The sequence below is a fragment of the Staphylococcus sp. HMSC062A01 genome (assembly GCF_001836805.1).
In the GTDB taxonomy this organism is placed as follows: domain Bacteria; phylum Bacillota; class Bacilli; order Staphylococcales; family Staphylococcaceae; genus Staphylococcus; species Staphylococcus haemolyticus.
The window spans coordinates 1-21868 of sequence record NZ_KV830607.1; the positions used below are offsets into that span (position 1 = coordinate 1).

The window sequence follows — 21868 nt, forward strand, 5'->3', positions numbered from 1 at the left end:
ATGGAGCGGGTGATGGGAATCGAACCCACAACATCAGCTTGGAAGGCTGAGGTTTTGCCATTAAACTACACCCGCATATTAAATTAAAAGTTTATTTGGTGCGGCCGAGAGGACTTGAACCTCCACGGGATTTCTCCCACTAGGCCCTCAACCTAGCGCGTCTGCCATTCCGCCACGACCGCTGGCAAAACGCAATAATTACTATTAACTATCGAGAACATAAATTATTGTAAATGTTTTGTAATGAAATGTCAATAACTTTTTAACATATTTTTAAATACGTTTTACAATCAATTAATGTTTAACTCTTTTAATAAAGCAACGATATACACTATACATTTTTTTATAATTAATGTCAACATTTAATAAACAAAAATATTCAGATCTACAATTAATGTAAAAGTAGACCTGAATTTCAATTTTAGTTACTTAGTAGCTAAGTTAAATGTTCGATTAGTGACAACTTTCCATTGCAAATTCCACACCTCATCTTCCGAACATCTACTTTCCTTATCCTTAAATATTTGCAACCACATGATTGACATTTATATAAATAATTAGCACGGGCTTCATATGATTGAATAGGTTTACAAAATCTCGGAGCACCGACTTGCTTACTCAACATTTTAAAGTCTGGATCTTTATGTTTATAACCTTTTCCACCTAAATGCAGATGATAGTGACATAATTCATGTTTAATTATATCGATTAATGCATTTTTACCATAATATTGATATTGTTTAGGATTAATTTCAATGTTATGTGAATCTAAAATATAACGTCCACCTGTAGTACGTAGCTTATTATTAAACAAAGCATTATGACGAAAAGATTCATTAAAATATCGGTTTGAAATGCTTTCAACCATATTTTGAAGTTCATTATTATTCATGTGGATCAATCATTGTTAGAGAAACTTTTTCTTTATTTTGATCAATATCAAGAATCCAAACTTCTACTATATCTCCAACACTAACTATATCCATAGGATTTTTGACGAATTTTTTTGATAATTTAGATACGTGTACTAATCCGTCTTGTTTCACACCTATATCTACAAATGCTCCGAAATCAACAACATTTCTTACTGTTCCACTTAATTTCATACCTTCTTTTAAATCTTCAATAGATAGTACATCAGATTTTAGGATAGGTGTTTCAAACTCATCACGAGGATCTCGATTAGGTGCCGTTAGAGATTTAATAATATCCTCTAAGGTTGGTACTCCAACATTTAATTGTTCAGCTATTTGATTTGTGTTTATTTTGGATAATTCATTTTTTAACTTGTCAGTACCTAAATCATTGATATCAAAATTTAAAACAGTCAATAATTCATATGTCACATCATAACTCTCAGGGTGAATTGATGTATTATCAAGTGGTTCAGAGCCATCTACAATACGCAAAAATCCTATACTTTGTTCGAATGTTTTAGCACCTAATCGTTTCACTTTACTTATTTCTTTATTGTGCTTGATTGCTCCATTTTCTTCACGGTAATCAATAATGTTTTGAGCTATTGCGCTAGATAGACCAGAAACATACTGTAATAGAGATTTGGATGCTGTATTTACATCTACACCGACTTGGTTTACGGCTGTTTCAACAACAAATGTTAATGCACTTTCAAGTTCTTTCTGATTTACGTCATGTTGATATTGACCCACACCAATAGATTTAGGATCTATTTTAACTAATTCACTTAATGGGTCTTGAACTCGTCTTCCTATTGAAACAGCACTTCGTTCTTCAACTTGAAAATTAGGAAACTCAGATCTAGCAATTTCTGAAGCAGAATACACTGAGGCCCCCGCTTCATTGACAATAATAAATTTAATATCTAAATTATATTTTTTGATAACATCAGCAACGAAATGTTCAGTTTCACGACTTGCTGTACCATTACCAATTGCAATAAGTTCTATATTATTTTCTTTAATCATTCGGACAATTTCTTTTTCAGATGCTTCTACTTTAGATTTAGGTGGATGTGGATAAATTACACTTTTATCAACAAAAGTCCCATAAGGATTAATGACTGCTAGTTTACATCCTGTTCTAAATGCTGGGTCAACTCCTAATATTTGCTTACCTTTCATAGGCGGTTGCAACAATAAGTGATTTAAATTTTCACTAAAGACCTCAATAGCATGTTGTTCGGCTTTCTCAGTTAAATCAGCGCGTATTTCTCTTTCAATCGAAGGCATTATTAATCTTTTTAAGCTGTCTTCAATTGCTAATTTTATATAATCTCCATGTGGATTATTATTTTTAACCTCATTTTTTTCAATAGCACTTGCTACTTGTTGAGTATCAAATTCTACTTTGACTGAAAGCACTTTTTCTTTTTCACCACGATTCATAGCTAGCACTCTATGATTAGCAACGTTCTTAATAGGTTCCACATAATCATAATACATTGCAAATGTTTCTTTTTCATCATCCGCTTTTTTCTTCTTAGCCGTTACAATATTTCCTTGCCTATAAATATCTTTCAATATACGACTGCGATACTTAGGATTATCTGAAACGTGTTCAGCAATGATATCTAAAGCTCCTTGAATTGCCTCGTCAACAGTAGCTACTTCATCATTAATATACGCCTCAGCTTGTTGACTCAATTCACCCTGTTGACCATCACTAATCCATTGGGCTAAACTTTCAAGTCCTTTTCGCTTAGCTTCAGTTGCTCTTGTTTTCTTTTTTTGTTTAAAAGGTCTATAAAGATCCTCGACACGCTGCAATTTGGTTTGTTTAAGAATATCTTCTTTTAATTCATTTGTTAATAAACCCTGTTGTTCAATATTATGTATAACTTCATCTTTTCTTTTCTGTAAATTTGCAACATATTGATATTCGTCAGAAATTTGTTTGATTTGAACTTCATCCAAACCACCCGTTGCTTCTTTACGATATCTTGCTATAAAAGGAACAGTATTATTTTCTTCTAGCAATTCTAATACGGATTTTACTTGTTTTTCAGAAAATTGATATTTAGAAACTATTTCATTCATTAACATTTGATCCATTTATATAACCACACTTTTCAAAAATTCTTATTTCTCTAAGTATACAATATTTAATTTTAAGCATTGCTTTTTTAATTCAAAAGTAAAAAAGGAGTCGGATAGAATTCATAGTGAATTCATTGTCCCACCCCCACATAGATGACTAGAACTGAAAAACTACTAGTTGAACTTCTTATCAATACGTGCAACAATTGCGACTGTCCACTATAGTTTTATATAATTAATGTTCTAGACTCTAAATGTAATATTTTATTGTTTAGCAGCTTGTTGCAATTTCTTAATTGCAGTTCTTTGTAAGCGTGATACATGCATTTGACTTAATCCAATACGTTCCCCAGTTTCTTTCTGGCTTAATCCTTCTATGAACGTGCATTGAATAATTTCTCTTTCTCTATCTGAGAGAATAGGCAAAATACGTTCAAGAATCATACGTTTTTCAGTTAAGTCATAATTATCATCTTTTTGCCCCATGATATCTAATAGAGTTACTGTTGAACCATCTTTATCTGCCTCAATTGAATGATCAACACTAAGCGCGTTATAGCTTTGACCCATTTCCATAGCTTCTAACACTTCTTCTTCTGAAACTTCTAAACGGTCAGCAATTTCTGCAATTGATGGAGATCTTTCCAACTCATTTGTTAGTTCATCGCTTACTTTTTTGATACGTGGGCCTATTTCTTTTATTCTTCTAGGAACATGAACACTCCAAGTTTTATCCCTTAAATATCTCTTAATCTCACCAATAACGGTCGGTACTAAGAATGCTTCAAATTTGCGATCAAAAGACAAATCAAATCTGTTAATAGCACCTATTAAACCAACCATACCAACTTGAACTAAATCTTCATGATGTGATTGTCCTTTAGAATACTTATAGGCTAAAGATTCAATTAATTTTCGATAATGATTAACTAATCTATCTTGAGCTTCTGTATTAGCGTTATCTTGATGTTCTTTAATCCATTGGTTAATTTGCTCAGGTGATACATCATTAACTGATTTCGACTCTTTCGTCATTATTTGGCACCTGCTCTTTTTTTATATACTTAATCATGCTGATTGTTACACCAGATTCTTTAAAGACTTTCACTTCATCCATCAAGGATTCAATTAAGAATAAACCAAGTCCGCCTTCACGTAAGAAATCGATATTTTCATTCTCATCGTAAGGTCCTAGCTGTGATTTAGTCGTTTCATAATCAAAACTTTCACCTTGATCAGAGATAACTATTTTTATTTTATCATCAAATAACTCAAAACATAAATTAATCATACCATTTATTTCATCATTTTTATAAGCATGCTTCACTGCGTTAGTAACGGCTTCACTTACTGCAATTTTAGAATCTTCTATATCGTCGTAAGATGCGCCTGCTCTTGAGAATACACCTGATAGAGTTAAACGAATTAAACTCACATACTCAGCAGAGGCAGGTAATTTCATCTCGATATAATCATTTTTAATAGGCAAGTTACTCTACCTCCGTTCCTTCATTGACATGCATTAAGTCCTTAAGGCCAGTAATATCAAATAATCTTCCGATTCTATCTGATACACCTAAAATATATAATTCTTTATCATTTTGATTCAAAGCTTTTAATGTTCCTACAAATAAACCTAATCCTGTAGAATCCATATAACTAACGTTTGTCACATTCACGTGAATATCATGAGTACCTTCTTGACGCATTGGCATCAAAACTTCTTCTAATTCAGGTACTGTATAAACATCTAATTCCCCAGCCACAATGACTTCATAATATTCATCATGTGTTATCGTCTCAATGTTAAGGTTCATAGTTCTTACACTCCTAGTTTAGTCTTTTGTTACTAATAATATGTATACTTTAGTAAGTATACCCATAGTTAGATTTATATAATCTAAAAATTTAATATTTAATTTACACGTTTTATAATCATAATAGTCATATCGTCACGTTTGTTAGGGTTTTGTATTTTTAATATAGCTTCATATAATATTTGTACTATATCTTGTGGATGCATATGCTTATACTTACGTATGAGGTTCAACAATGTGTCTTTAGCTATGAATTCGCCATCTGTGTATCTTGCTTCTGTAACACCATCAGTAAATATGATAACTAAATCATCTAAATGAATGGGAATTTCTTGTTGACTATAACGAGTGTGCTGACTTACACCTAAGACTCTTCCTCTAACTTCAATTTCTTCAAATGTTTCAGTTTCCGCTCTATATATATATCCAGGTTCATGACCTGCAGAACTACAATAAAGTAGATGGTTCATTTCTTCATATAATCCGTAAAACATGGTCACAAACATATTTTGATTTACGTTTTTCTCCACAACACGATTAAGACGTTTCAATCCATCACTTGGTAATTGGGAATGCCCATAGGAGTCCATTCCGAATTTAATCATACTCATAGCTAATGCAGCTGGAATTCCTTTACCTATAACATCAGCAATAGCGAAACTCATCGTTCCATCTCTATGATCAATTAAATTAAAATAGTCGCCACTCACTTTTTGAGCAGCAACAGAAATCACACCAATCTGTATACTATCAAATTGAGGGATATCAGTTTTTAACATTGTCTGTTGAAGCCTAGAAGCTAAATCAATTTCTTTATCGTGGAATTGCATTTTATCAACTAACTTTTGGTAGTCACGATAACTATATCCAAACCCTTTTACAACCTCTTGTAACACATCTAATGTATCAAAAATTTGTTGTTTATTTAAATTTAAGGAGGTTACATATGATTTGTGTATATTCACAATATCTTCAGGTAGAATATCTTTTTTAATTACTTCATCTGTAAAATCATTACACTTTTCTAGAAATTGTTGTTTATTTTGCGTAACTAAACTTTCATCAATAAGTTGCTTATAATGCTGCTTACATTCTTCCACAAATCTGCCTCCTCGCTTCAATATATCTAACACTTAGAACTTTTTTATATGCATTTGATATTTATTAATAAAATTCATTATTGTTAAAACCATAATATTAAATAATATACTTTATATTTAAAAAAGACTTTAGGAATTACCTAAAGTCAACAACTAAAGACTATCAATTAATCTAGTACTTATCTTCAAATAGGACTAATATGTATTAAGTACATGGAAATTAAAGTACGAAAATTCGAATAACTGAATTTAAAATATTGTCTTTAATAGTTAAAATGAAATACTTTTGAATTATACATAAATTAAGTTATGTGTTTTGCGTTTTAACTTCATCATGCAGTCCTAGACTAATGTCTAGTGCTTCATCTACTTCTTGCATTTTCTCATCAGATAGATATGTTAATTTTTCTTTTAGTCGTTTTTTATCTAATGTTCTAATTTGCTCGAGTAGAATTACTGAATCTTTATCAAGTCTGTATTTCTTTTTCTCGATTTCAACATGTGTGGGTATTTTCGCTTTATTAATCCTTCCCGTAATCGCAGCAACGATTACGGTAGGACTATATTTGTTGCCAGTATCGTTTTGAATGATAACTACAGGTCTGACTCCCCCTTGTTCTGAGCCCTGTACTGGTGACAAATCAGCTAAATATACATCGCCTCTTCTAATCATTCACTTTTATAATTAGAAATAATGTACGTTTCGTTGCAATCACAAGCTTCGCATTCTAGAGGAAAAGCTTCTGTCGCTAGGGAGAGATTTAATTCAGCCATTTGTGAATAGCCTTCTTTTAAAGATTGTTCAAGACTGTGACTTCTATTTTGATTGAAAGTAAGCATAATATGAACCTCCACTTGATACCAAATAAGACATTATAAACTTTAATTAATTTTATAATAACAAATTTCATTTCAAGTGACTATACTATTTTAATAATTCATTAGTTACATGCATCTGGTCATCAACTTGATAGATTCTAGGTAAACGTCTACCTAAATTACATAAAACTTCATAGCTAATCGTGTCTTGTTTTTGAGCTAAAGTTTCAGCTGATTGAGGTGAATCATAAGTATTATCTAGAAGTGTCACAGTGTCCCCCTCTTTTACATCATCTGGGACTTTAATTATCATTTGATCCATACATACTCGACCTATGACTTCACATTGATGGCCTTTGACATTAACAAATGCCCCTTGCATTGAACGTAAGTATCCATCTGCATATCCAATTGGCAAAATCGCGATCTTAATATCTTCAGTTGCTGTATATGTACTGCCATAACTTACCGATTCTCCAACTTTTAAATACTTAGTTTGGACAACTTGTGTTAATAATTGCGCACTTGGTTGTAACTCAGTTTCAACTTTTTCTTTTACGTACTCTGACGGATAATAACCATAAAGTGAAATACCAAGTCTAACTGCGTTACATAATTCAAAGTTTCTCAATAAAGAACCAGCTGAATTTTGAGAATGTATGAATTTAGGTTTCTCAGCTTGAGTTACTAAGGTTTCAAATTGTTCATATTGATGATCCATTGAGTCGCCAGGTTCATCAGCATTAGCAAAGTGCGTATATACACCTTCGAATACTAAATGAGAATGACTTTGAATTAAGTCAATGACTTCTTTATATTCTTCCAGTGATTTAATTCCAAGTCTGCCCATACCTGTGTCGAGTTTCACATGTAGCCACAAATTCTTTTCATTATCATCAGTAATTAATTCTATTGCATGTTGTATCCATTGTAATGATGGTACAGTCAAAGCAACTCTGTGTTGAATAGCTTTATTTATATCTTCAAGAGGAATGACACCTAGGATAAGTATTTGAGCATTGATTCCATGCATACGTAATTCAATAGCTTCATCAAGAGTTGCTACTGCAAAAAAGTCAGCACCGTTTTTCATTAAATGTTGTGCTATTTTAACGCTACCTAAACCATAACTATTAGCTTTTACTACTGGTATAACTGTTTTATCGCTATGCAACGTTCTAACAGTATTATAGTTATTTAAAATCGCTGATAAATCTACGTTTAAATAAGTTGATCTATAGAATTTATCTGACATACGTAATCCTCCTCTTAATTAGTAAAAAAATCTTGTTTATTATTGATTTAACTCGTTCAATATACGAGGTAGAAATTATTTTTATTATAATACTGTTAATCTCTCTTTTCTAACAAAACTTGACTCATCGCATAATGTTCTGTATGAGTTATTGAAACATGTACGATAAAACCATTGTAATCTATACATGGTTTACCTTTTATATCGTTGTAACAATTAATGTCTTTGAATGCCACTGTTTTTCCTAAGCCTGTACCTAATGCTTTACTGAAAGCTTCTTTGGTTGCGAAACGACCAGATAAATATTCAAGTTTTCTCTTTTCACTTTTAAATGAATGAAATTGATGTTCCTCTTCTTGTGTTAAAATTCTCTTTACTAACTTGTCTTTTTGTTTCTCAAAAGCTTTTTTAATTCTTTCAATTTCAATTAAATCAATACCTATTCCATGTATCATGCTAACCCCTCACTCACTAGGTATATTTGAATGATCTATTTTCGTATTCATTTCACTAATATCATTTTGCTGAATATTTTTCTTTTTTTGTATCATTTGTTTAAGTTTTATTGCATCTTTCTTTGCAATCAAATCTATTTGAGAAACGCCTCCTGCAGTCGACAAATGCATTGATGCTAACTTATATTTTCTCATTAAAAAACCCTCTTCAATATCAATATTCTGAATTCGATAAAATGGAATAATTTTAGTATTGATAAAAATAATGCCTCTTCTTATATAAATTTCATCGTTTGAATAACCATATCGAAAGTTTTTATATTTTAAAAATGGTGTTATAACTATAAAAACAACACAACATAAAATGATTAGTGCTATCGCAAGACTTACAAGTAATGCACGACTCATTTCATCAATGTATAAATCAAATAAAATACTTGCTATTATCACTATAATTGTAAAAATAATGGTAGTAATCATTGAAGCAATCCTCATCACTTTAGGGCCGTTTTTATTCATATAATTATAATTAGACATCGTACTCACCTCTTAAATACGCATCAACGTAGCGTTGCGATGTATCTTCTTTTATGAACTTTAATTCCATAAACTCAAATATTGATCCCTTAGCAATAAGGAAATATAAATTTGCTAAATGACTTCTTTCGAGAAAAGGATGTTGGCTCGTTTCTATACCTATAATTTTATCCGTTTTGAAGTAATATGTTTGAAAACCAAAAGTGCTTACACGTTTCAAAGTTATTTCATTATTCTCTATCACTAAGCCAGCATTTTTAATGTAGATATATGCATGAGACATCATCACAATAATTATCATCAAAGCGATTAAAAAGCTCCATGCACTCCAAAAATAAGTTCCGATACTAGCTAAAATTAAAATGATAATACTTGGTATAAAGAAGTGACGATGAAATCCTCTCCATGGCATAACGTTTTCGACCTTATTAAACTTCATTTCTGGTACGAGCTTTCCAATAATTTCATATGCTTCTTTTTGTTTGATAAATGGTAATATCATAATTTTACCATTGTCACTTGCATCATCATTAGACTCTATATCCATATCACTCGTGATAATAAAGTGTATAGAGGTATATCCAAATATTTTTCTTAAGAAAGATTGTTTCTCTAACACTGCTTGTAGTCGATCAGTTGGAACTGTTAGATTTTTCACATTAAAAAGACCATAACTAATTTTAAGATGATTCCCCTGTTGTACAACTTTGTAGTTATAATAACGTATTATCGTAATTATAGTTCCTAAAACATAACTAATGATTAAAATTGATGCAACAACAAACAGCACAATAATAAATACAGAATTTACCCAATGCCATAGACTAGACGTCCATTTATCCCAAGGGATAATATCTTGAAATGCACCTACTATTGGCGAAACGGCAGCAAAGGCCACACCTATTGCCCCACTCGTCATGGCCATTAGAATTAATGAAGTTAAGGACATATTGAACACATGTTCTGAATTACTTTCTGTTACACTTGTCGATGCTTTATATTGCTCCGTTTTTAGTTCATTTTCATCCGATTCATCATTGATTAAATATTCTTGAGTTTCATTATTTAATTCTTTTTGTCTCATACGTATGGTTTGTTCAATGAACTCACTCTGTTTCTTCGTTATTGTTGCCAATTCAATGCCATCACTTGGCGTTTTAATTTGTAAACTAACGCCACCAACGATTTGGTTAATCAAACCCTGTGTTGTATCTAATGACTGAATTCTACTTAGATTTAGTTCTTTTCTTTTTTTATTTAACCATCCAGATGTAACAATAAATTGGTCGTTTTCAATCCAATATCTTGTAACTTTAATTTCTAAAAATCGATGTATAAACGTCAAAATAAAGATAAACAAAAAGATTGATGGCCCAATATAATGACGAATTTCTGTAAAATCAAAATTCCATATATTAAAACCAACTAATATGATAAATGTAAAAATATTTCGTTTAATTACATCTATTATCCCTGTTATGTATGAAATTGGATGCAATTTTTGAGGATTAAACATCTGAATCAGCACCTCGCAATGCTATAAAAATATCTTCTGATAATTGGTTCATTTCTTCTTCTGAGACAATTGGTAATTTTAGTTCATGTCCTGCTGTTACAAAAATTAAAATATTTAAATTTAGTAGCTTTAAAATAGGATTACTTTTAATTTCTAAAAATTGTAGCCGTTCAATTTTAGTCATTTGGTGTTTTTTAAAAATAAAAGACTTTTTAACTTCGACATTTCTATCATTAACCCTATAAAAACGATATTTATAATTAATAATGGGTTGTAATAGCAAACGAATAACCGAAATGAAGACTAAGAAGATAAGTATGTAGACAATAAAGTGGTACCAATTAAAATATCGCCACATTGAGAATAGTGCAGCAATGATAATTAGTTCTATTAAAAATAAGATACCACTATTAAACCAGTGGTATTTCAGTGCATTCTTAGGACTTTTATGAAATGAACTTTCTACCTTCATAATATACTCCTTTGCAATTTTATTTTATTATATCATATTTATGTTAGGCTTACTGACCTTGCTGAATATGCGAAATTGTTAAATTACTTCTACTATTTAATCAAATTTAAAACCACCTCAAAAGCATGAGATGGTTTGATTATAAAATTCAATATTGAATTATTTTATTTTTGTAAATCTGCGAATGTTCGACCTTTCATCGTAGATCTACCTTTGTCTTGTCTTTCACGACGGTCAGGTTTTTTACCTTTTTTCTTATTAAAGTTACCTTTTGAACGTTTGTTTTTATTATCGAACTTGTTATTACGTTTTCCACCACGACGTGATCCATTACCTTTACCTTGGCGATTTTTACGTGCTAATGGTTTTTCAAATGTTAATTGTACTTCCACTTCATCATTTGCTTCTACTAATTCTTGTAGTAATGATGCAACTAATTCAGTACTATCATATTCTTCTAATAACTCGCTTGAGATACGTTTCAAACGTGCTTCACTTTCTCGTGACATCCAATTTTTCACTTTATCTTTAATATCATCTTCACGCGCTTTTAATACTTCTTTGCGGTGAGGTGGTCTTAAAGCGTTCATGCGTCTTCCATTTGCATCTTCAATTTGACGGATGTAATCCATTTCAATTGGATTTACGAATGTAACAGCGATGCCTTCTTTACCAGCTCTTCCTGTACGTCCGATTCTATGTGTATAGCTTTCAGTATCTTGAGGAATGTCAAAGTTATATACATGACTTACACCTGAAATATCTAAACCACGTGCTGCAACGTCTGTAGCAACTAATATATCGATTTGATCATTTTTAAATTTCTTCAATACTTCTAAACGTTTAGCTTGTGTGATATCACCATGTAAGCCTTCTGCTTTGTAACCTTTAGATAATAAAGCACTTGTTAATTCATCCACACGACGTTTTGTTCTACCGAAGACAATGGCTAATTCAGGTTGGTGTACATCTAAGAAATTAGTAAATGTATCGAACTTTTCAAGTTCTTTCACAATTGTATAATATTCATCAATTTGAGGGTCTGACATTTCGTTGTTCATTGTCTTAACGATTTGAGGAGATTTCATGAATTGTTGTACTAAAGTTTGGATTGCTTTAGGCATTGTTGCTGAGAATAACATTGTTTGTCTTTGCTCAGCTGGAATTTTATCCATAATGAATCTCATATCATCGATGAATCCCATGTTCATCATTTCATCTGCTTCATCCAAAATCAATGTATGAATACCATTTGTTTTTAATGTACGTCTATTTAAGTGGTCAATGACACGTCCTGGTGTACCTACAACGATTTGTGGTCCTCTTTTTAAAGCTTTAATTTGTCGATCGATTGGCATACCACCAAATACCGTTACAACTTGTACATTTTGACCACGGCTAAATTCTCTTAATTGTTCAGCTACTTGCATAGCTAATTCTCTTGTAGGTGCTAATATTAAAGCTTGCACACCTGATTGACCTACAACTTTCTCTATTAAAGGAATCCCGAACGCTCCCGTTTTACCAGTACCAGTTTGAGCTTGTCCAAGGATGTCTTTTCCTTCTAATGTATAAGGGATACTATCTTTTTGGATAGGTGTGGGTTCCTTAAAGCCCATTGCTTCAAGGGTCTCAACTGTTTTATCCGAAATCCCTAGTTCTTTAAAATTTTGCAATATAATTCTCCTTTTAACTTTCTTATTTATCAATATACGTTTGTGTATATAAGGTCCTCTTATTACGTCAACTTCTATATAGTACCACCTAAAATTACATATCGCAATAAAGCAATTTTATAGATGAACTCGTTTGCAAATCTATTTTCATATAATAGCGTTTACATTTTTCACTTATTATTTAAATTTTTAAAGTAAAAAAACAAGCCACTAAAGGATTTAAATTCCTAATTAGTGACTTGCTTATCATGATAGTAATTTTGAAAATAATTAAATCAATTTATTTACAACTTCTTCAAGTTTATTTCCTCTTGAACCTTTTACAAGAACTTTGTCGTTAGCAACTAAGTTATTTATTAAATATTGAGTTAATTGTTGTTTATCAATAAAATATTCAACGTGGTCAACAAATTGACCTCCTATATCACTAATATACTTTGCATCTTTGCCATATGTTAATAAAGTATGGATGTTTTTACCTTCTAAATATGCGCCTACCTCTTCGTGCATTGAACGACTATTTTCCCCTAATTCAAGTGAGTCAGCAAGTACAATAATTTTTCTACCTTCCATTTGACTCAAAGTATCAATTGCGGCTTTCATACTTGTAGGACTGGCATTATAAGCATCATTTATGATAGTAATATTATCATCAGTAATATGGCGTTCCATTCGCATACCAGTGAGTTGAACATGATTAATGTTATGTTGAATAGTCTCATATTTAAGTCCTAGTTCATGACCAATAGCAATTGCGATAGCTGCATTTTTCATATTATGGATTCCAAGAATAGGTAATTTATAATGTTCATTACCGTTAATAGAGAAAGCAATGCCATCATTTTCACTATGTTCTACTTCGCATACTAAAGCATTATCTTGTTTCAAACCTACACTTAAACATTTAGCATGTTTAAGTTCTTTAACATGTGGTTCAAGCAATGGTTCATCACCATCATAGATGAATGTTCCCTCTTTTTTAAGTCCAATTGTTATTTCAGATTTAGCTTTAGCAATGCCTTCACGAGAACCTAAATCTTGCATATGTGATTCACCAATATTTGTAATAACAGCAATATCTGGTTCTGCTATATTAGAAAGTAATTCTATTTCATGGAATCCAGACATACCCATTTCTAATATTGAAATCTCTGTATCTAAATCAAGCTCTAAAATAGTTAACGGTAAGCCTATTTCATTATTGTAATTACCTTGCGTTTTTTTAACTTTAAATTCAGTGTGTAATACACTCTCAATCATATCTTTAGTAGTTGTTTTACCGTTTGAACCAGTAACACCTATTACTTTAGGGTTCACATGTTTAAGATATGCTTTAGCTAATTGTTGTAACGCAATTAATGTATTGTCTACCCATATAATAGGTCCTTCCACATTATCATCAATGTCATGGCCTTTTTCATAGAAAGAAGCCCCAGCGCCATCTTTTAACGCCTGTGAAACAAAGCGATGACCATCTACGTTCTCACCTTTAAATGGTATAAATAACATATTAGTTTTGATTGCACGTGAATCGATCGTCACACCTTTGATGGTTTGTTGTAAATATTGTGAATCAATATCACAAGGTATCCATTCCTGAATTTGCTGTAAAGAAACTTCTATCATTTATGAATCCCTCTCTTAGTCAATTGTGTATTTGTTTTTCTTTTTATCCTCGTGACGTTCTTTAGCTAGGTCAATTAATTTTGTGATTAGGTCAGAATAAGATAAGCCCATATTCTCCCATAAACTTGGATACATACTAAATGCTGTGAATCCAGGCATTGCATTTGTTTCATTAATAAAAATTTGATTGTCTTCAGTAACAAAGAAATCCGCACGTACTAATCCCGAACAATCTGTAGCTTTAAATGCTTCTAATGCCATGTTTCTTAATGTCATTTGTACTTCTTCATCTAATTCTGCAGGAATTTGTAAACTGATTTTACCGTCTTTATATTTTGATTTGTAATCATAGAATGCAACATCTTTGATAACTTCTCCTGGCCATGTTGTTTCAGGATAGTCATTACCTAATACAGCTACTTCAACTTCACGAGCATTAATACCTTGTTCAATAACAAGTTTACGATCAAATTGGAAAGCTTCCTCAATACCTGATTTTAATTCATCCTCATTATTACATTTACTAATACCTACACTTGAACCAAGATTTGCAGGTTTTACGAATACTGGATATGTAAGTTTATCTTTAACGAGTTTAATAATGTTACCCTCATATTTTTCATATTCACTTCTTAAGAAACTAATGTAAGGTAATTGAGGCAATCCTCTATGTTCAAATAATTGTTTCATGACAAGTTTATCCATTGAACTTGATGCAGCTAGTACACCATTCCCAACATATGGTAAATCAAGAACTTCAAATAACCCTTGAATTGTGCCATCTTCACCATTAGGGCCATGAAGTAATGGGAATATTGCATTATAAGGTTTACCATCGCTACTTTCTTTAAGCAAAATAGTGATTTCGCCCGCTTCTATATCTGTCATATTTAGGGATTCAATTTCTTTAATTTCCTCAGTGATATTTTCTTTTTTCTTCCATAAGCCATCATTCGTAATATAAATGATATCCACTAAATATCTTTCTTTATCAATTGCATTAAGAACATTTTGCGCAGTCAATTTAGAAACATCATGTTCAGCACTTTTACCACCATATACGATACAAATGTTTTCTTTCACCATAAGTAGTTCCTCCATTTAGAAAGATCATAACCCAATCATTTATGAGAAGTATTAAACTATTACGTTATTTCAACTTCTTACAAATGTCTATATCTCTTTCAATTCATTTTTACTTTTTCTTTTTAGTTAACTATCAATATTTTATAAATTTTATTTAGTTTAAACTATGCTTTCTAAAAATCAATATTATCACAGTCTAAAGTGATTTTGCATTTATCAACTTAAATGTAATTATGTTTAAATAATTTTTTTGGTTTTTATTAGAATAATTTACCAATCATAATTCAAACACAATTTTAGATAGAATTTTTAGTTTTCTATATTCAGCCTGTTATTTTCTAGCAAATTAATATAAAGTCATGTAAAATTTGTATATAATATTAATCGTTCGATTATAAGAATTTAAGGAGTTTTCTCATGAAATATTCATCCCGTCAACAGCCTTCAAAGCATTGGCTACGTAAGATAGACTGGATACTTGTAGCATTATTAACCATACTTGCCATTATAAGTGTTACTACGATTAGTTCAGCTATGGGTGGAGGACAATATAGTGCAAACTTTAGTATTCGCCAAATCATATATTACATATTAGGTACTATTATCGCATTAGTTATTATGCTTATTTCACCTAAAAAGATTAGAAATAATACATATATTCTTTATTTCATTTTTTGTGTACTACTTATCGGTTTACTCATAATACCTGAAACATCTATTACACCAATCATTAATGGTGCTAAAAGTTGGTATTCATTTGGACCAGTAAGTATTCAACCCTCAGAATTTATGAAGGTCATCTTAATTCTAGCATTAGCAAAGAGCGTTTCTAACCATAATCGTTTTACTTTTAATAAATCTTTTCAAACTGATTTGGTCTTGTTCTTTAAAATCATAGGAATTTCAATAGTACCAATGGCTTTAATCTTATTACAAAATGACTTAGGTACAACGCTTGTGATTTGCGCTATTATTATAGGAATAATGTTAGTTAGTGGTATTACATGGAGAATCTTATCACCATTATTTATAGCCGCTTTTGTTTTTGGAGGAACTATTATATTAGCTATCATTTATAAACCAACGTTAATTGAGAGCCTTCTAGGTGTGAAAATGTATCAAATGGGGCGAATTAATTCTTGGTTGGATCCATATTCATATAGTGCTGGAGACGGTTATCACTTAACAGAATCTTTAAAAGCGATTGGGTCTGGTCAATTATTCGGTAAAGGATTTAATCATGGTGAGGTTTACATTCCTGAAAATCATACAGATTTTATATTCTCAGTAGTTGGAGAAGAAATGGGATTTATAGGCGCTGTAGTTTTGCTACTCATCTTTTTAGCATTGATTTTTCATTTAATTCGACTTGCTACGAAAGTTGAATCTCCATTCAGCAAAATATTTATCATAGGCTATGTATCACTACTTGTTTTCCATATATTACAAAATATAGGTATGACAATCCAATTACTACCTATTACCGGTATACCATTACCATTTATTAGTTACGGTGGTAGTTCACTATGGAGTTTAATGGTTGGCATAGGTGTCGTCTTATCTATACATTTCCATCAAAGACAAACAATGCCTAATAAAGAAGCGTAATCACATTTAAAAGTGATTACGCTTCTCCCTTTATCAATTGCTAGCAGACTACTTAAGTTCTTGGCGCACAGGTGTTGTAGCTGGCAATGTATTAATAATGTCTAAACGAGATTTAGTTTTTTTAATATTCACACCTAATGACGATAATAATCTAACAACATTTTGCAATTTATCCGAATTACTCATGGCTTTCACCTCGTTTTATGACTTCAAAGTTATACTACCCCAATTATCGATGTTTTACTACATTAATTCAGCATAAAATTGATATTTAATAAAATTATTTTAATTTATCAACCTAATACCTTATAACCATCATCATAAATTTCTTTTTCAATACTATTTAAATTCGTTGGTGTTTCATAAGAAATTTTAACTAATTGGTCATTTAGTTCTACAATTACTTCATCTACACCTATCATCTTCTCAAGTCTATGTTGGAGCGAATTAGCTTGCTCTTCAGTATTTAATTCACTAATTCTAATTTCACTAAAGTTCATTTAATTAACCCCTAATCTTTCATTAATTTTTGAAATGTCACTAACAATTCTTCCATCGCTTCTTCTTGAGCGCCGTTATTCACTTTATCCATGATACAGCTTTTCATATGATGATCTAGCAACTTAGTGGCCACACTATTTAATGCAGATCTTGTAGCTCTAATTTGAGTTAGCACGTCATCACAGTATACATCTTCTTCAATCATGCGATTAATCGCTCTAACTTGCCCTTCAATACGATTTAGTCTTGATTTTAAATTCATTTTAATTTGCTCGGAATGATGTGCATTTTCATGATTATTCAAGGTCGTCACCCTTTCTAATAGTACTATCATATCGTATAATTTACCTTCATATTCGTCAAACACTGTAACTTATTTTCATGAAAAAGGGTCATGCTATTTAATTAATGCCATGATACAATTAAGTTTAAGAAAGTACTAGACTTATCTTATTCTTGCAAGAATTAAAAAATAAACAGGAGGCGTACTATGGTAGAAATATATTCAATATCTTTCACGCATTCCTCATTGATTATTAATATCATTTTAATTGCTGCCTTTATATTAAACTTAATTTTTGCGTTTGTTATTATCTTTATGGAGCGCCGTAGTGCTGGTTCAATATGGGCTTGGCTACTTGTTTTAGTATTTTTACCAATTATAGGGTTTATTTTATATTTACTATTAGGACGCCAAATTCAACGCAATCGTATTTTTAAATTGAAAAAGGAAGACCGTAAAGGGCTTGCTATGATTGTCGATGAACAAATTGAAGCATTAGAAAGCGACGATTTCTCAAAGGGTAATCATCAAATTGTTAAGTTTAAAGAAATGGTACGCATGTTACTTTTTAACAATGCTGCATTCCTAACTACTGATAATCAAATCAAGATTTATACTGATGGCCATGCAAAATTTGATGCATTATTAAGTGATATTAAAAATGCAAAGGATTATATACATATTCAATACTATATTTTCAAAAGTGATGAATTAGGCCATCGAATTCTCTCAGCACTTGAGGATAAACTTGATGAGGGCTTAGAAGTTAAAATGTTATACGATGATATGGGATCAAGAACTTTAAGAAAAAAAGATTTAAAACACTTCCGTCAAAAAGGTGGACATGTTGAATCTTTCTTCCCTTCTAAACTCCCGCTTATAAACCTCCGTATGAATAACCGAAACCATAGAAAAATAGTTATTATTGACGGTAAAATTGGTTATGTTGGTGGTTTTAATGTAGGCGACGAATATTTAGGTAAAGATAAAAAATTTGGATATTGGCGAGACACTCATTTGCGAGTAGAAGGAGATTCTGTAAACGCACTTGAACTGAGATTTATATTAGATTGGAATTCACAATCAAACCGTGATTCAATCGAATATGAAGATCGCTATTTTCCTGATGTAGACTCTGGTGGAACAATAGGTGTACAAATTGCCTCAAGTGGTCCTGATGAAGATTGGGAGCAAATCAAATATGGTTATTTGAAAATGATTTCTTCAGCTAAACAATCTATTTATATTCAATCACCCTATTTTATTCCTGATCAAGCCTTCATTGATGCAATTAAAATAGCAGCTTTAGGTGGTGTAGAGGTCAATATCATGATTCCTAATAAACCTGATCATCCTTTTGTTTATTGGGCTACCTTAAAAAACGCAGCTTCTCTATTATCAGCTGGTGTGAAAATCTATCATTATGATAACGGTTTCTTACACTCCAAAACATTAATTATTGATGATGAAATTGCTTCAGTAGGTACTGCCAACATGGATAATCGTAGTTTTACATTGAACTTTGAAGTAAACGCATTTATCTATGATGAAACAATTGCAACTCAACTAAAAGAAGCATTTATTCAAGATATGAAAGTATCCTACCGACTCACTGAAGACTTATATAATAAACGAAGCCTGTGGATTAAATTTAAAGAAGGTATATCTCAATTACTTTCACCTATTCTATAAATAATTTAGATATAGTAGTTTTAAAAATTACATTGAAAATATTATAGACTTAAAATAATACTTTAGTCCCGAACTTATCTGAACAATAAGGAGATTAAAATGAATGTAACACGACAAATAGAATTAGCGCATCGTTATATGAAAAATTTTCATAAAAATGATTATTCTGGTCATGATATTGCACATGTAGAACGTGTAACGTCACTAGCTCAAACAATCTCTAAATGCGAGCAACAAGGAGAATATTTAATTATCACATTATCTGCATTACTTCATGATGTCATTGATGATAAGTTAACAAATAAAGCCAATGCTTTAGATCGTTTAAAAACATTTTTAAAGAACATTCGTGTATCTTTTGATCAACAACAAAAGATTATTTACATCATTCAGCATTTAAGTTATAGTAATGGACAAAATAATCATGTAGACCTTCCTATTGAAGGACAAATTGTTAGGGATGCTGATCGACTAGATGCGATTGGTGCTATTGGTATTGCTAGGGCATTTCAATTTTCAGGCCATTTTAATGAGCCAATGTGGACAGAATCACCACATAGAGACATTCCTAATATTGAAACGATTACTAATTTAGAACCTTCAGCTATACGTCACTTTTATGATAAATTATTAAAATTAAAAGATTTAATGCATACTGAAACTGGTAGAAAATTAGCTAGAGAAAGACATGCGTTTATGAAACAGTTTTTAAATCAATTTTATAAAGAATGGCATATATAAAAAAGGTCGATACCCTACGTAAGGATATCGGCCTTTTTACTTACTAGTTTCAATTAAACTAATTTATTTTTTCTTTTTATTATTCTTAGAAACGACTTGAGTGTTTTTTCCTTTTTTATTTGAGTTACTATTATTTTTCTCAAATTTTTCAATCATTGGTGCAACTTCTCTTCGAGCAACTTTTTCATAGTACATATTGGCGAAGTAAGTTTGAACAATCAAGAATGCCGCACTGACTGACCAATATAAACCTAAAGCTGAAGCCGAACTTAATGAAATCCAAATAATCATGATTGGTGATACAATCATCATCATATATGTCATTTGACGTTGTTCTTGAGGCATTTGCTTACTTGATACCCAAGCTTGGATAAAGTAAAGCACACCGGCAATAATAGTAATCCAAATATCAGGATGTATTAAATTAAACCATAAGAAGTGAGGATGTTCTGCAATACCGCCACCAATACGGTAACGTAATACAAAGTATAATCCCATGACAACTGGCATTTGAATTAATACAGGTAAACATCCTAATGCACTCTTCATTGGATTAATATCGTATTTCTTATAAACTTCCATCATTTCTTGGTTTGCTGCCATTTTCTCTTCTTGAGTACGTGCACGTTTAACTTTCTCTTGCACGCCATCAACTTCTGGTTTGGCAACTTTCATTTTTTCACGCATCAAATGACTATTTTTATAGTTTGATAGCATGAATGGTAACAAGATAATACGTATTACTAAAACTAATACGATAATTGCAATACCGTAGTCATCGTTAAATACTGAATGGCCTAACCAATGTAATACTTTAGACATTGGTTCTACGAATGTATTATAGAAAAATCCATCTCTATTACTAGATTTAGAATAGTCACATCCGGCTAAAAAGACCATTACACCTAATAACAAAGGTAGTAACGCTTTCTTCTTCATTTTTACACCTCTATTGATATATTCACATAGAGATTATTTTATCATAGTAACCGTGTACTGGAAAACAAAAAAAGAAAAATTTTATTATTTATTTGAAATAACTTTTCATTTTAGTAACAGTCTTGTCAATATTATGACTACGTGCAATCGCTGAAATAACTGAAACACCATCTGCACCATTTTGAGCAATAGGTTCAATATTGTCTTCTGTTATGCCTCCAATTGCTACCATTGGTAACGAAGGATTGATGTTCTTTAATTTAGCAATCATTGATGGACCTACTGGTGCGTTAGCATCATCTTTAGAGATTGTTGCAAACATAGGTCCAACTCCAATATAATCAACATGTTCTAAATCCGAATGATAATATTCTTTCTCATTTCCAATACTAAGCCCAATGATTTTATCTCTAAAACGTTCAGCAAAAGACTTCACATTTTCATCATCTTGCCCTACATGAATTCCGTCTGCATTTATTTTTTCAGCTAAATCAACATCGTCATTTACAATAAATGGTACTTGATAGTCATGACATAGTTTTAATAAATCAATTGCTAAATCTTCTTTCGCAACACCATCTAATGATATTGGCCCCTTTTCACGGAATTGAAAAAGAGTAATTCCAGCTTCTAAAGCTTGCTTTAGTATTACTCTAATATCTTTTCCTTCTGGAACATCTTGCGTACCGCAAATAAAATAAACGTTTAATAATGATGAATTAAACATA

General features: G+C 31.3%; 24 protein-coding genes and 2 tRNA genes. 3 read left to right on the plus strand and 23 right to left on the minus strand.

The genetic code is table 11. The annotated features are described in order from the left end of the window. Position 1: 1 nt before the first annotated feature. The 18 genes from HMPREF2715_RS02890 to HMPREF2715_RS02975 all read right to left on the minus strand — a co-directional run bounded on the left by HMPREF2715_RS02890 (position 2) and on the right by HMPREF2715_RS02975 (position 15376). Positions 2–75: transfer RNA gene (locus HMPREF2715_RS02890), tRNA-Gly, on the minus strand. 21 nt (positions 76–96) lie between these two features. Continuing rightward, positions 97–182: transfer RNA gene (locus HMPREF2715_RS02895), tRNA-Leu, on the minus strand. A gap of 254 nt (positions 183–436) precedes the next feature. Next, positions 437–892: a SprT family protein gene (locus tag HMPREF2715_RS02900; protein ID WP_070440793.1), complete on the minus strand. Its 456-nt coding sequence runs from the start codon at positions 890–892 to the stop codon at positions 437–439. After that, complete coding sequence (locus tag HMPREF2715_RS02905; protein WP_053025512.1) at positions 885–3032, minus strand: Tex family protein; 2148 nt, start codon at positions 3030–3032, stop codon at positions 885–887. The genes HMPREF2715_RS02900 and HMPREF2715_RS02905 overlap by 8 nt, the downstream gene beginning before the upstream one ends. A gap of 249 nt (positions 3033–3281) precedes the next feature. Continuing rightward, on the minus strand, positions 3282–4052 hold the full coding sequence (gene sigB, locus HMPREF2715_RS02910; RefSeq protein ID WP_011275276.1) for an RNA polymerase sigma factor SigB: 771 nt from the start codon (positions 4050–4052) through the stop codon (positions 3282–3284). Next, positions 4027–4479 carry an anti-sigma B factor RsbW gene (rsbW, locus tag HMPREF2715_RS02915; RefSeq protein WP_049426550.1) on the minus strand — a complete coding sequence of 151 codons (453 nt, stop codon included), beginning with the start codon at positions 4477–4479 and terminating at the stop codon, positions 4027–4029. The genes sigB and rsbW overlap by 26 nt, the downstream gene beginning before the upstream one ends. Positions 4480–4507: 28 nt before the next feature. Beyond that, positions 4508–4834, minus strand: a complete 327-nt coding sequence (locus HMPREF2715_RS02920) for an anti-sigma factor antagonist (protein ID WP_049426540.1) — start codon at positions 4832–4834, stop codon at positions 4508–4510. Between the two features lie 98 nt (positions 4835–4932). Further along, complete coding sequence (locus HMPREF2715_RS02925) at positions 4933–5934, minus strand: SpoIIE family protein phosphatase (RefSeq protein WP_053020219.1); 1002 nt, start codon at positions 5932–5934, stop codon at positions 4933–4935. 307 nt (positions 5935–6241) lie between these two features. Further along, positions 6242–6607 (minus strand): type II toxin-antitoxin system PemK/MazF family toxin, encoded by a 366-nt coding sequence (locus HMPREF2715_RS02930; protein WP_011275272.1) that lies wholly within the window; start codon positions 6605–6607, stop codon positions 6242–6244. Next, complete coding sequence (gene mazE / locus HMPREF2715_RS02935) at positions 6604–6774, minus strand: type II toxin-antitoxin system antitoxin MazE (RefSeq protein ID WP_049426542.1); 171 nt, start codon at positions 6772–6774, stop codon at positions 6604–6606. Before mazE ends, HMPREF2715_RS02930 begins: the two co-directional genes overlap by 4 nt. A gap of 85 nt (positions 6775–6859) precedes the next feature. After that, positions 6860–8008 (minus strand): alanine racemase, encoded by a 1149-nt coding sequence (alr, locus tag HMPREF2715_RS02940; protein WP_049426543.1) that lies wholly within the window; start codon positions 8006–8008, stop codon positions 6860–6862. 95 nt (positions 8009–8103) lie between these two features. Further along, entirely contained in the window at positions 8104–8463 is a 360-nt protein-coding gene (acpS, locus tag HMPREF2715_RS02945) for a holo-ACP synthase (protein ID WP_070580725.1), read from the minus strand. Between the two features lie 9 nt (positions 8464–8472). Continuing rightward, positions 8473–9000, minus strand: a complete 528-nt coding sequence (locus HMPREF2715_RS02950; protein WP_070580727.1) for a PH domain-containing protein — start codon at positions 8998–9000, stop codon at positions 8473–8475. Beyond that, positions 8993–10516, minus strand: a complete 1524-nt coding sequence (locus HMPREF2715_RS02955; RefSeq protein WP_070580729.1) for a PH domain-containing protein — start codon at positions 10514–10516, stop codon at positions 8993–8995. The genes HMPREF2715_RS02950 and HMPREF2715_RS02955 overlap by 8 nt, the downstream gene beginning before the upstream one ends. Continuing rightward, positions 10509–10988, minus strand: coding sequence for a PH domain-containing protein (locus HMPREF2715_RS02960; RefSeq protein ID WP_070580730.1), 480 nt, complete (start codon positions 10986–10988; stop codon positions 10509–10511). Before HMPREF2715_RS02960 ends, HMPREF2715_RS02955 begins: the two co-directional genes overlap by 8 nt. Positions 10989–11152: 164 nt before the next feature. Then, the gene (locus HMPREF2715_RS02965) at positions 11153–12664 is read right to left on the minus strand and encodes a degradosome RNA helicase CshA (protein ID WP_037538771.1); all 1512 of its coding nucleotides are present in this window, start codon (positions 12662–12664) and stop codon (positions 11153–11155) included. A 270-nt stretch (positions 12665–12934) separates the two neighbouring features. Then, on the minus strand, positions 12935–14290 hold the full coding sequence (murF, locus tag HMPREF2715_RS02970) for a UDP-N-acetylmuramoyl-tripeptide--D-alanyl-D-alanine ligase (RefSeq protein ID WP_070580731.1): 1356 nt from the start codon (positions 14288–14290) through the stop codon (positions 12935–12937). Between the two features lie 15 nt (positions 14291–14305). After that, complete coding sequence (locus HMPREF2715_RS02975; RefSeq protein WP_070580733.1) at positions 14306–15376, minus strand: D-alanine--D-alanine ligase; 1071 nt, start codon at positions 15374–15376, stop codon at positions 14306–14308. Between the two features lie 417 nt (positions 15377–15793). Between HMPREF2715_RS02975 and HMPREF2715_RS02980 the strand changes: the two genes are divergently transcribed. Then, the gene (locus HMPREF2715_RS02980) at positions 15794–16984 is read left to right on the plus strand and encodes an FtsW/RodA/SpoVE family cell cycle protein (protein ID WP_070580735.1); all 1191 of its coding nucleotides are present in this window, start codon (positions 15794–15796) and stop codon (positions 16982–16984) included. Positions 16985–17032: 48 nt separating this feature from the next. Here HMPREF2715_RS02980 and HMPREF2715_RS11820 read toward each other — a convergent pair whose 3' ends face one another. The 3 genes from HMPREF2715_RS11820 to HMPREF2715_RS02990 all read right to left on the minus strand — a co-directional run bounded on the left by HMPREF2715_RS11820 (position 17033) and on the right by HMPREF2715_RS02990 (position 17747). Next, positions 17033–17170, minus strand: a complete 138-nt coding sequence (locus tag HMPREF2715_RS11820) for an Lmo0850 family protein (protein ID WP_141751058.1) — start codon at positions 17168–17170, stop codon at positions 17033–17035. Between the two features lie 107 nt (positions 17171–17277). After that, positions 17278–17484, minus strand: a complete 207-nt coding sequence (locus HMPREF2715_RS02985) for a putative copper chaperone CsoZ (protein WP_011275259.1) — start codon at positions 17482–17484, stop codon at positions 17278–17280. An 11-nt stretch (positions 17485–17495) separates the two neighbouring features. Beyond that, positions 17496–17747, minus strand: a complete 252-nt coding sequence (locus HMPREF2715_RS02990; protein ID WP_370591104.1) for a metal-sensitive transcriptional regulator — start codon at positions 17745–17747, stop codon at positions 17496–17498. Between the two features lie 228 nt (positions 17748–17975). On the opposite strand from HMPREF2715_RS02990, the gene cls reads away from it, so the two are divergent. After that, a complete protein-coding gene (cls, locus tag HMPREF2715_RS02995; protein ID WP_070678228.1) occupies positions 17976–19460 on the plus strand; it encodes a cardiolipin synthase in 1485 nt (494 codons plus the stop codon). Positions 19461–19559: 99 nt separating this feature from the next. Then, positions 19560–20201 carry an HD domain-containing protein gene (locus tag HMPREF2715_RS03000; RefSeq protein WP_070580739.1) on the plus strand — a complete coding sequence of 214 codons (642 nt, stop codon included), beginning with the start codon at positions 19560–19562 and terminating at the stop codon, positions 20199–20201. 63 nt (positions 20202–20264) lie between these two features. Here the strand turns inward: HMPREF2715_RS03000 and yidC are convergent, their stop codons facing one another. After that, positions 20265–21140, minus strand: a complete 876-nt coding sequence (yidC, locus tag HMPREF2715_RS03005; protein ID WP_070580741.1) for a membrane protein insertase YidC — start codon at positions 21138–21140, stop codon at positions 20265–20267. A gap of 88 nt (positions 21141–21228) precedes the next feature. Continuing rightward, on the minus strand, positions 21229–21867 hold the full coding sequence (thiE, locus tag HMPREF2715_RS03010) for a thiamine phosphate synthase (protein ID WP_070580742.1): 639 nt from the start codon (positions 21865–21867) through the stop codon (positions 21229–21231). Position 21868: the final 1 nt, after the last annotated feature.

What these genes read in the sequence shown, in the direction of transcription:
- HMPREF2715_RS02900 (WP_070440793.1), bottom strand. Translation starts at nt 892, where the DNA reads ATGAATAATAATGAACTTCAAAATATGGTTGAAAGCATTTCAAACCGA.
- HMPREF2715_RS02905 (WP_053025512.1), bottom strand. Translation starts at nt 3,032, where the DNA reads ATGGATCAAATGTTAATGAATGAAATAGTTTCTAAATATCAATTTTCT.
- sigB (WP_011275276.1), bottom strand. Translation starts at nt 4,052, where the DNA reads ATGACGAAAGAGTCGAAATCAGTTAATGATGTATCACCTGAGCAAATT.
- rsbW (WP_049426550.1), bottom strand. Translation starts at nt 4,479, where the DNA reads ATGAAATTACCTGCCTCTGCTGAGTATGTGAGTTTAATTCGTTTAACT.
- HMPREF2715_RS02920 (WP_049426540.1), bottom strand. Translation starts at nt 4,834, where the DNA reads ATGAACCTTAACATTGAGACGATAACACATGATGAATATTATGAAGTC.
- HMPREF2715_RS02930 (WP_011275272.1), bottom strand. Translation starts at nt 6,607, where the DNA reads ATGATTAGAAGAGGCGATGTATATTTAGCTGATTTGTCACCAGTACAG.
- mazE (WP_049426542.1), bottom strand. Translation starts at nt 6,774, where the DNA reads ATGCTTACTTTCAATCAAAATAGAAGTCACAGTCTTGAACAATCTTTA.
- alr (WP_049426543.1), bottom strand. Translation starts at nt 8,008, where the DNA reads ATGTCAGATAAATTCTATAGATCAACTTATTTAAACGTAGATTTATCA.
- acpS (WP_070580725.1), bottom strand. Translation starts at nt 8,463, where the DNA reads ATGATACATGGAATAGGTATTGATTTAATTGAAATTGAAAGAATTAAA.
- HMPREF2715_RS02950 (WP_070580727.1), bottom strand. Translation starts at nt 9,000, where the DNA reads ATGTCTAATTATAATTATATGAATAAAAACGGCCCTAAAGTGATGAGG.
- HMPREF2715_RS02955 (WP_070580729.1), bottom strand. Translation starts at nt 10,516, where the DNA reads ATGTTTAATCCTCAAAAATTGCATCCAATTTCATACATAACAGGGATA.
- HMPREF2715_RS02960 (WP_070580730.1), bottom strand. Translation starts at nt 10,988, where the DNA reads ATGAAGGTAGAAAGTTCATTTCATAAAAGTCCTAAGAATGCACTGAAA.
- murF (WP_070580731.1), bottom strand. Translation starts at nt 14,290, where the DNA reads ATGATAGAAGTTTCTTTACAGCAAATTCAGGAATGGATACCTTGTGAT.
- HMPREF2715_RS02975 (WP_070580733.1), bottom strand. Translation starts at nt 15,376, where the DNA reads ATGGTGAAAGAAAACATTTGTATCGTATATGGTGGTAAAAGTGCTGAA.
- HMPREF2715_RS02980 (WP_070580735.1), top strand. Translation starts at nt 15,794, where the DNA reads ATGAAATATTCATCCCGTCAACAGCCTTCAAAGCATTGGCTACGTAAG.
- HMPREF2715_RS11820 (WP_141751058.1), bottom strand. Translation starts at nt 17,170, where the DNA reads ATGAGTAATTCGGATAAATTGCAAAATGTTGTTAGATTATTATCGTCA.
- HMPREF2715_RS02985 (WP_011275259.1), bottom strand. Translation starts at nt 17,484, where the DNA reads ATGAACTTTAGTGAAATTAGAATTAGTGAATTAAATACTGAAGAGCAA.
- HMPREF2715_RS02990 (WP_370591104.1), bottom strand. Translation starts at nt 17,747, where the DNA reads ATGAATTTAAAATCAAGACTAAATCGTATTGAAGGGCAAGTTAGAGCG.
- cls (WP_070678228.1), top strand. Translation starts at nt 17,976, where the DNA reads ATGGTAGAAATATATTCAATATCTTTCACGCATTCCTCATTGATTATT.
- HMPREF2715_RS03000 (WP_070580739.1), top strand. Translation starts at nt 19,560, where the DNA reads ATGAATGTAACACGACAAATAGAATTAGCGCATCGTTATATGAAAAAT.
- yidC (WP_070580741.1), bottom strand. Translation starts at nt 21,140, where the DNA reads ATGAAGAAGAAAGCGTTACTACCTTTGTTATTAGGTGTAATGGTCTTT.
- thiE (WP_070580742.1), bottom strand. Translation starts at nt 21,867, where the DNA reads ATGTTTAATTCATCATTATTAAACGTTTATTTTATTTGCGGTACGCAA.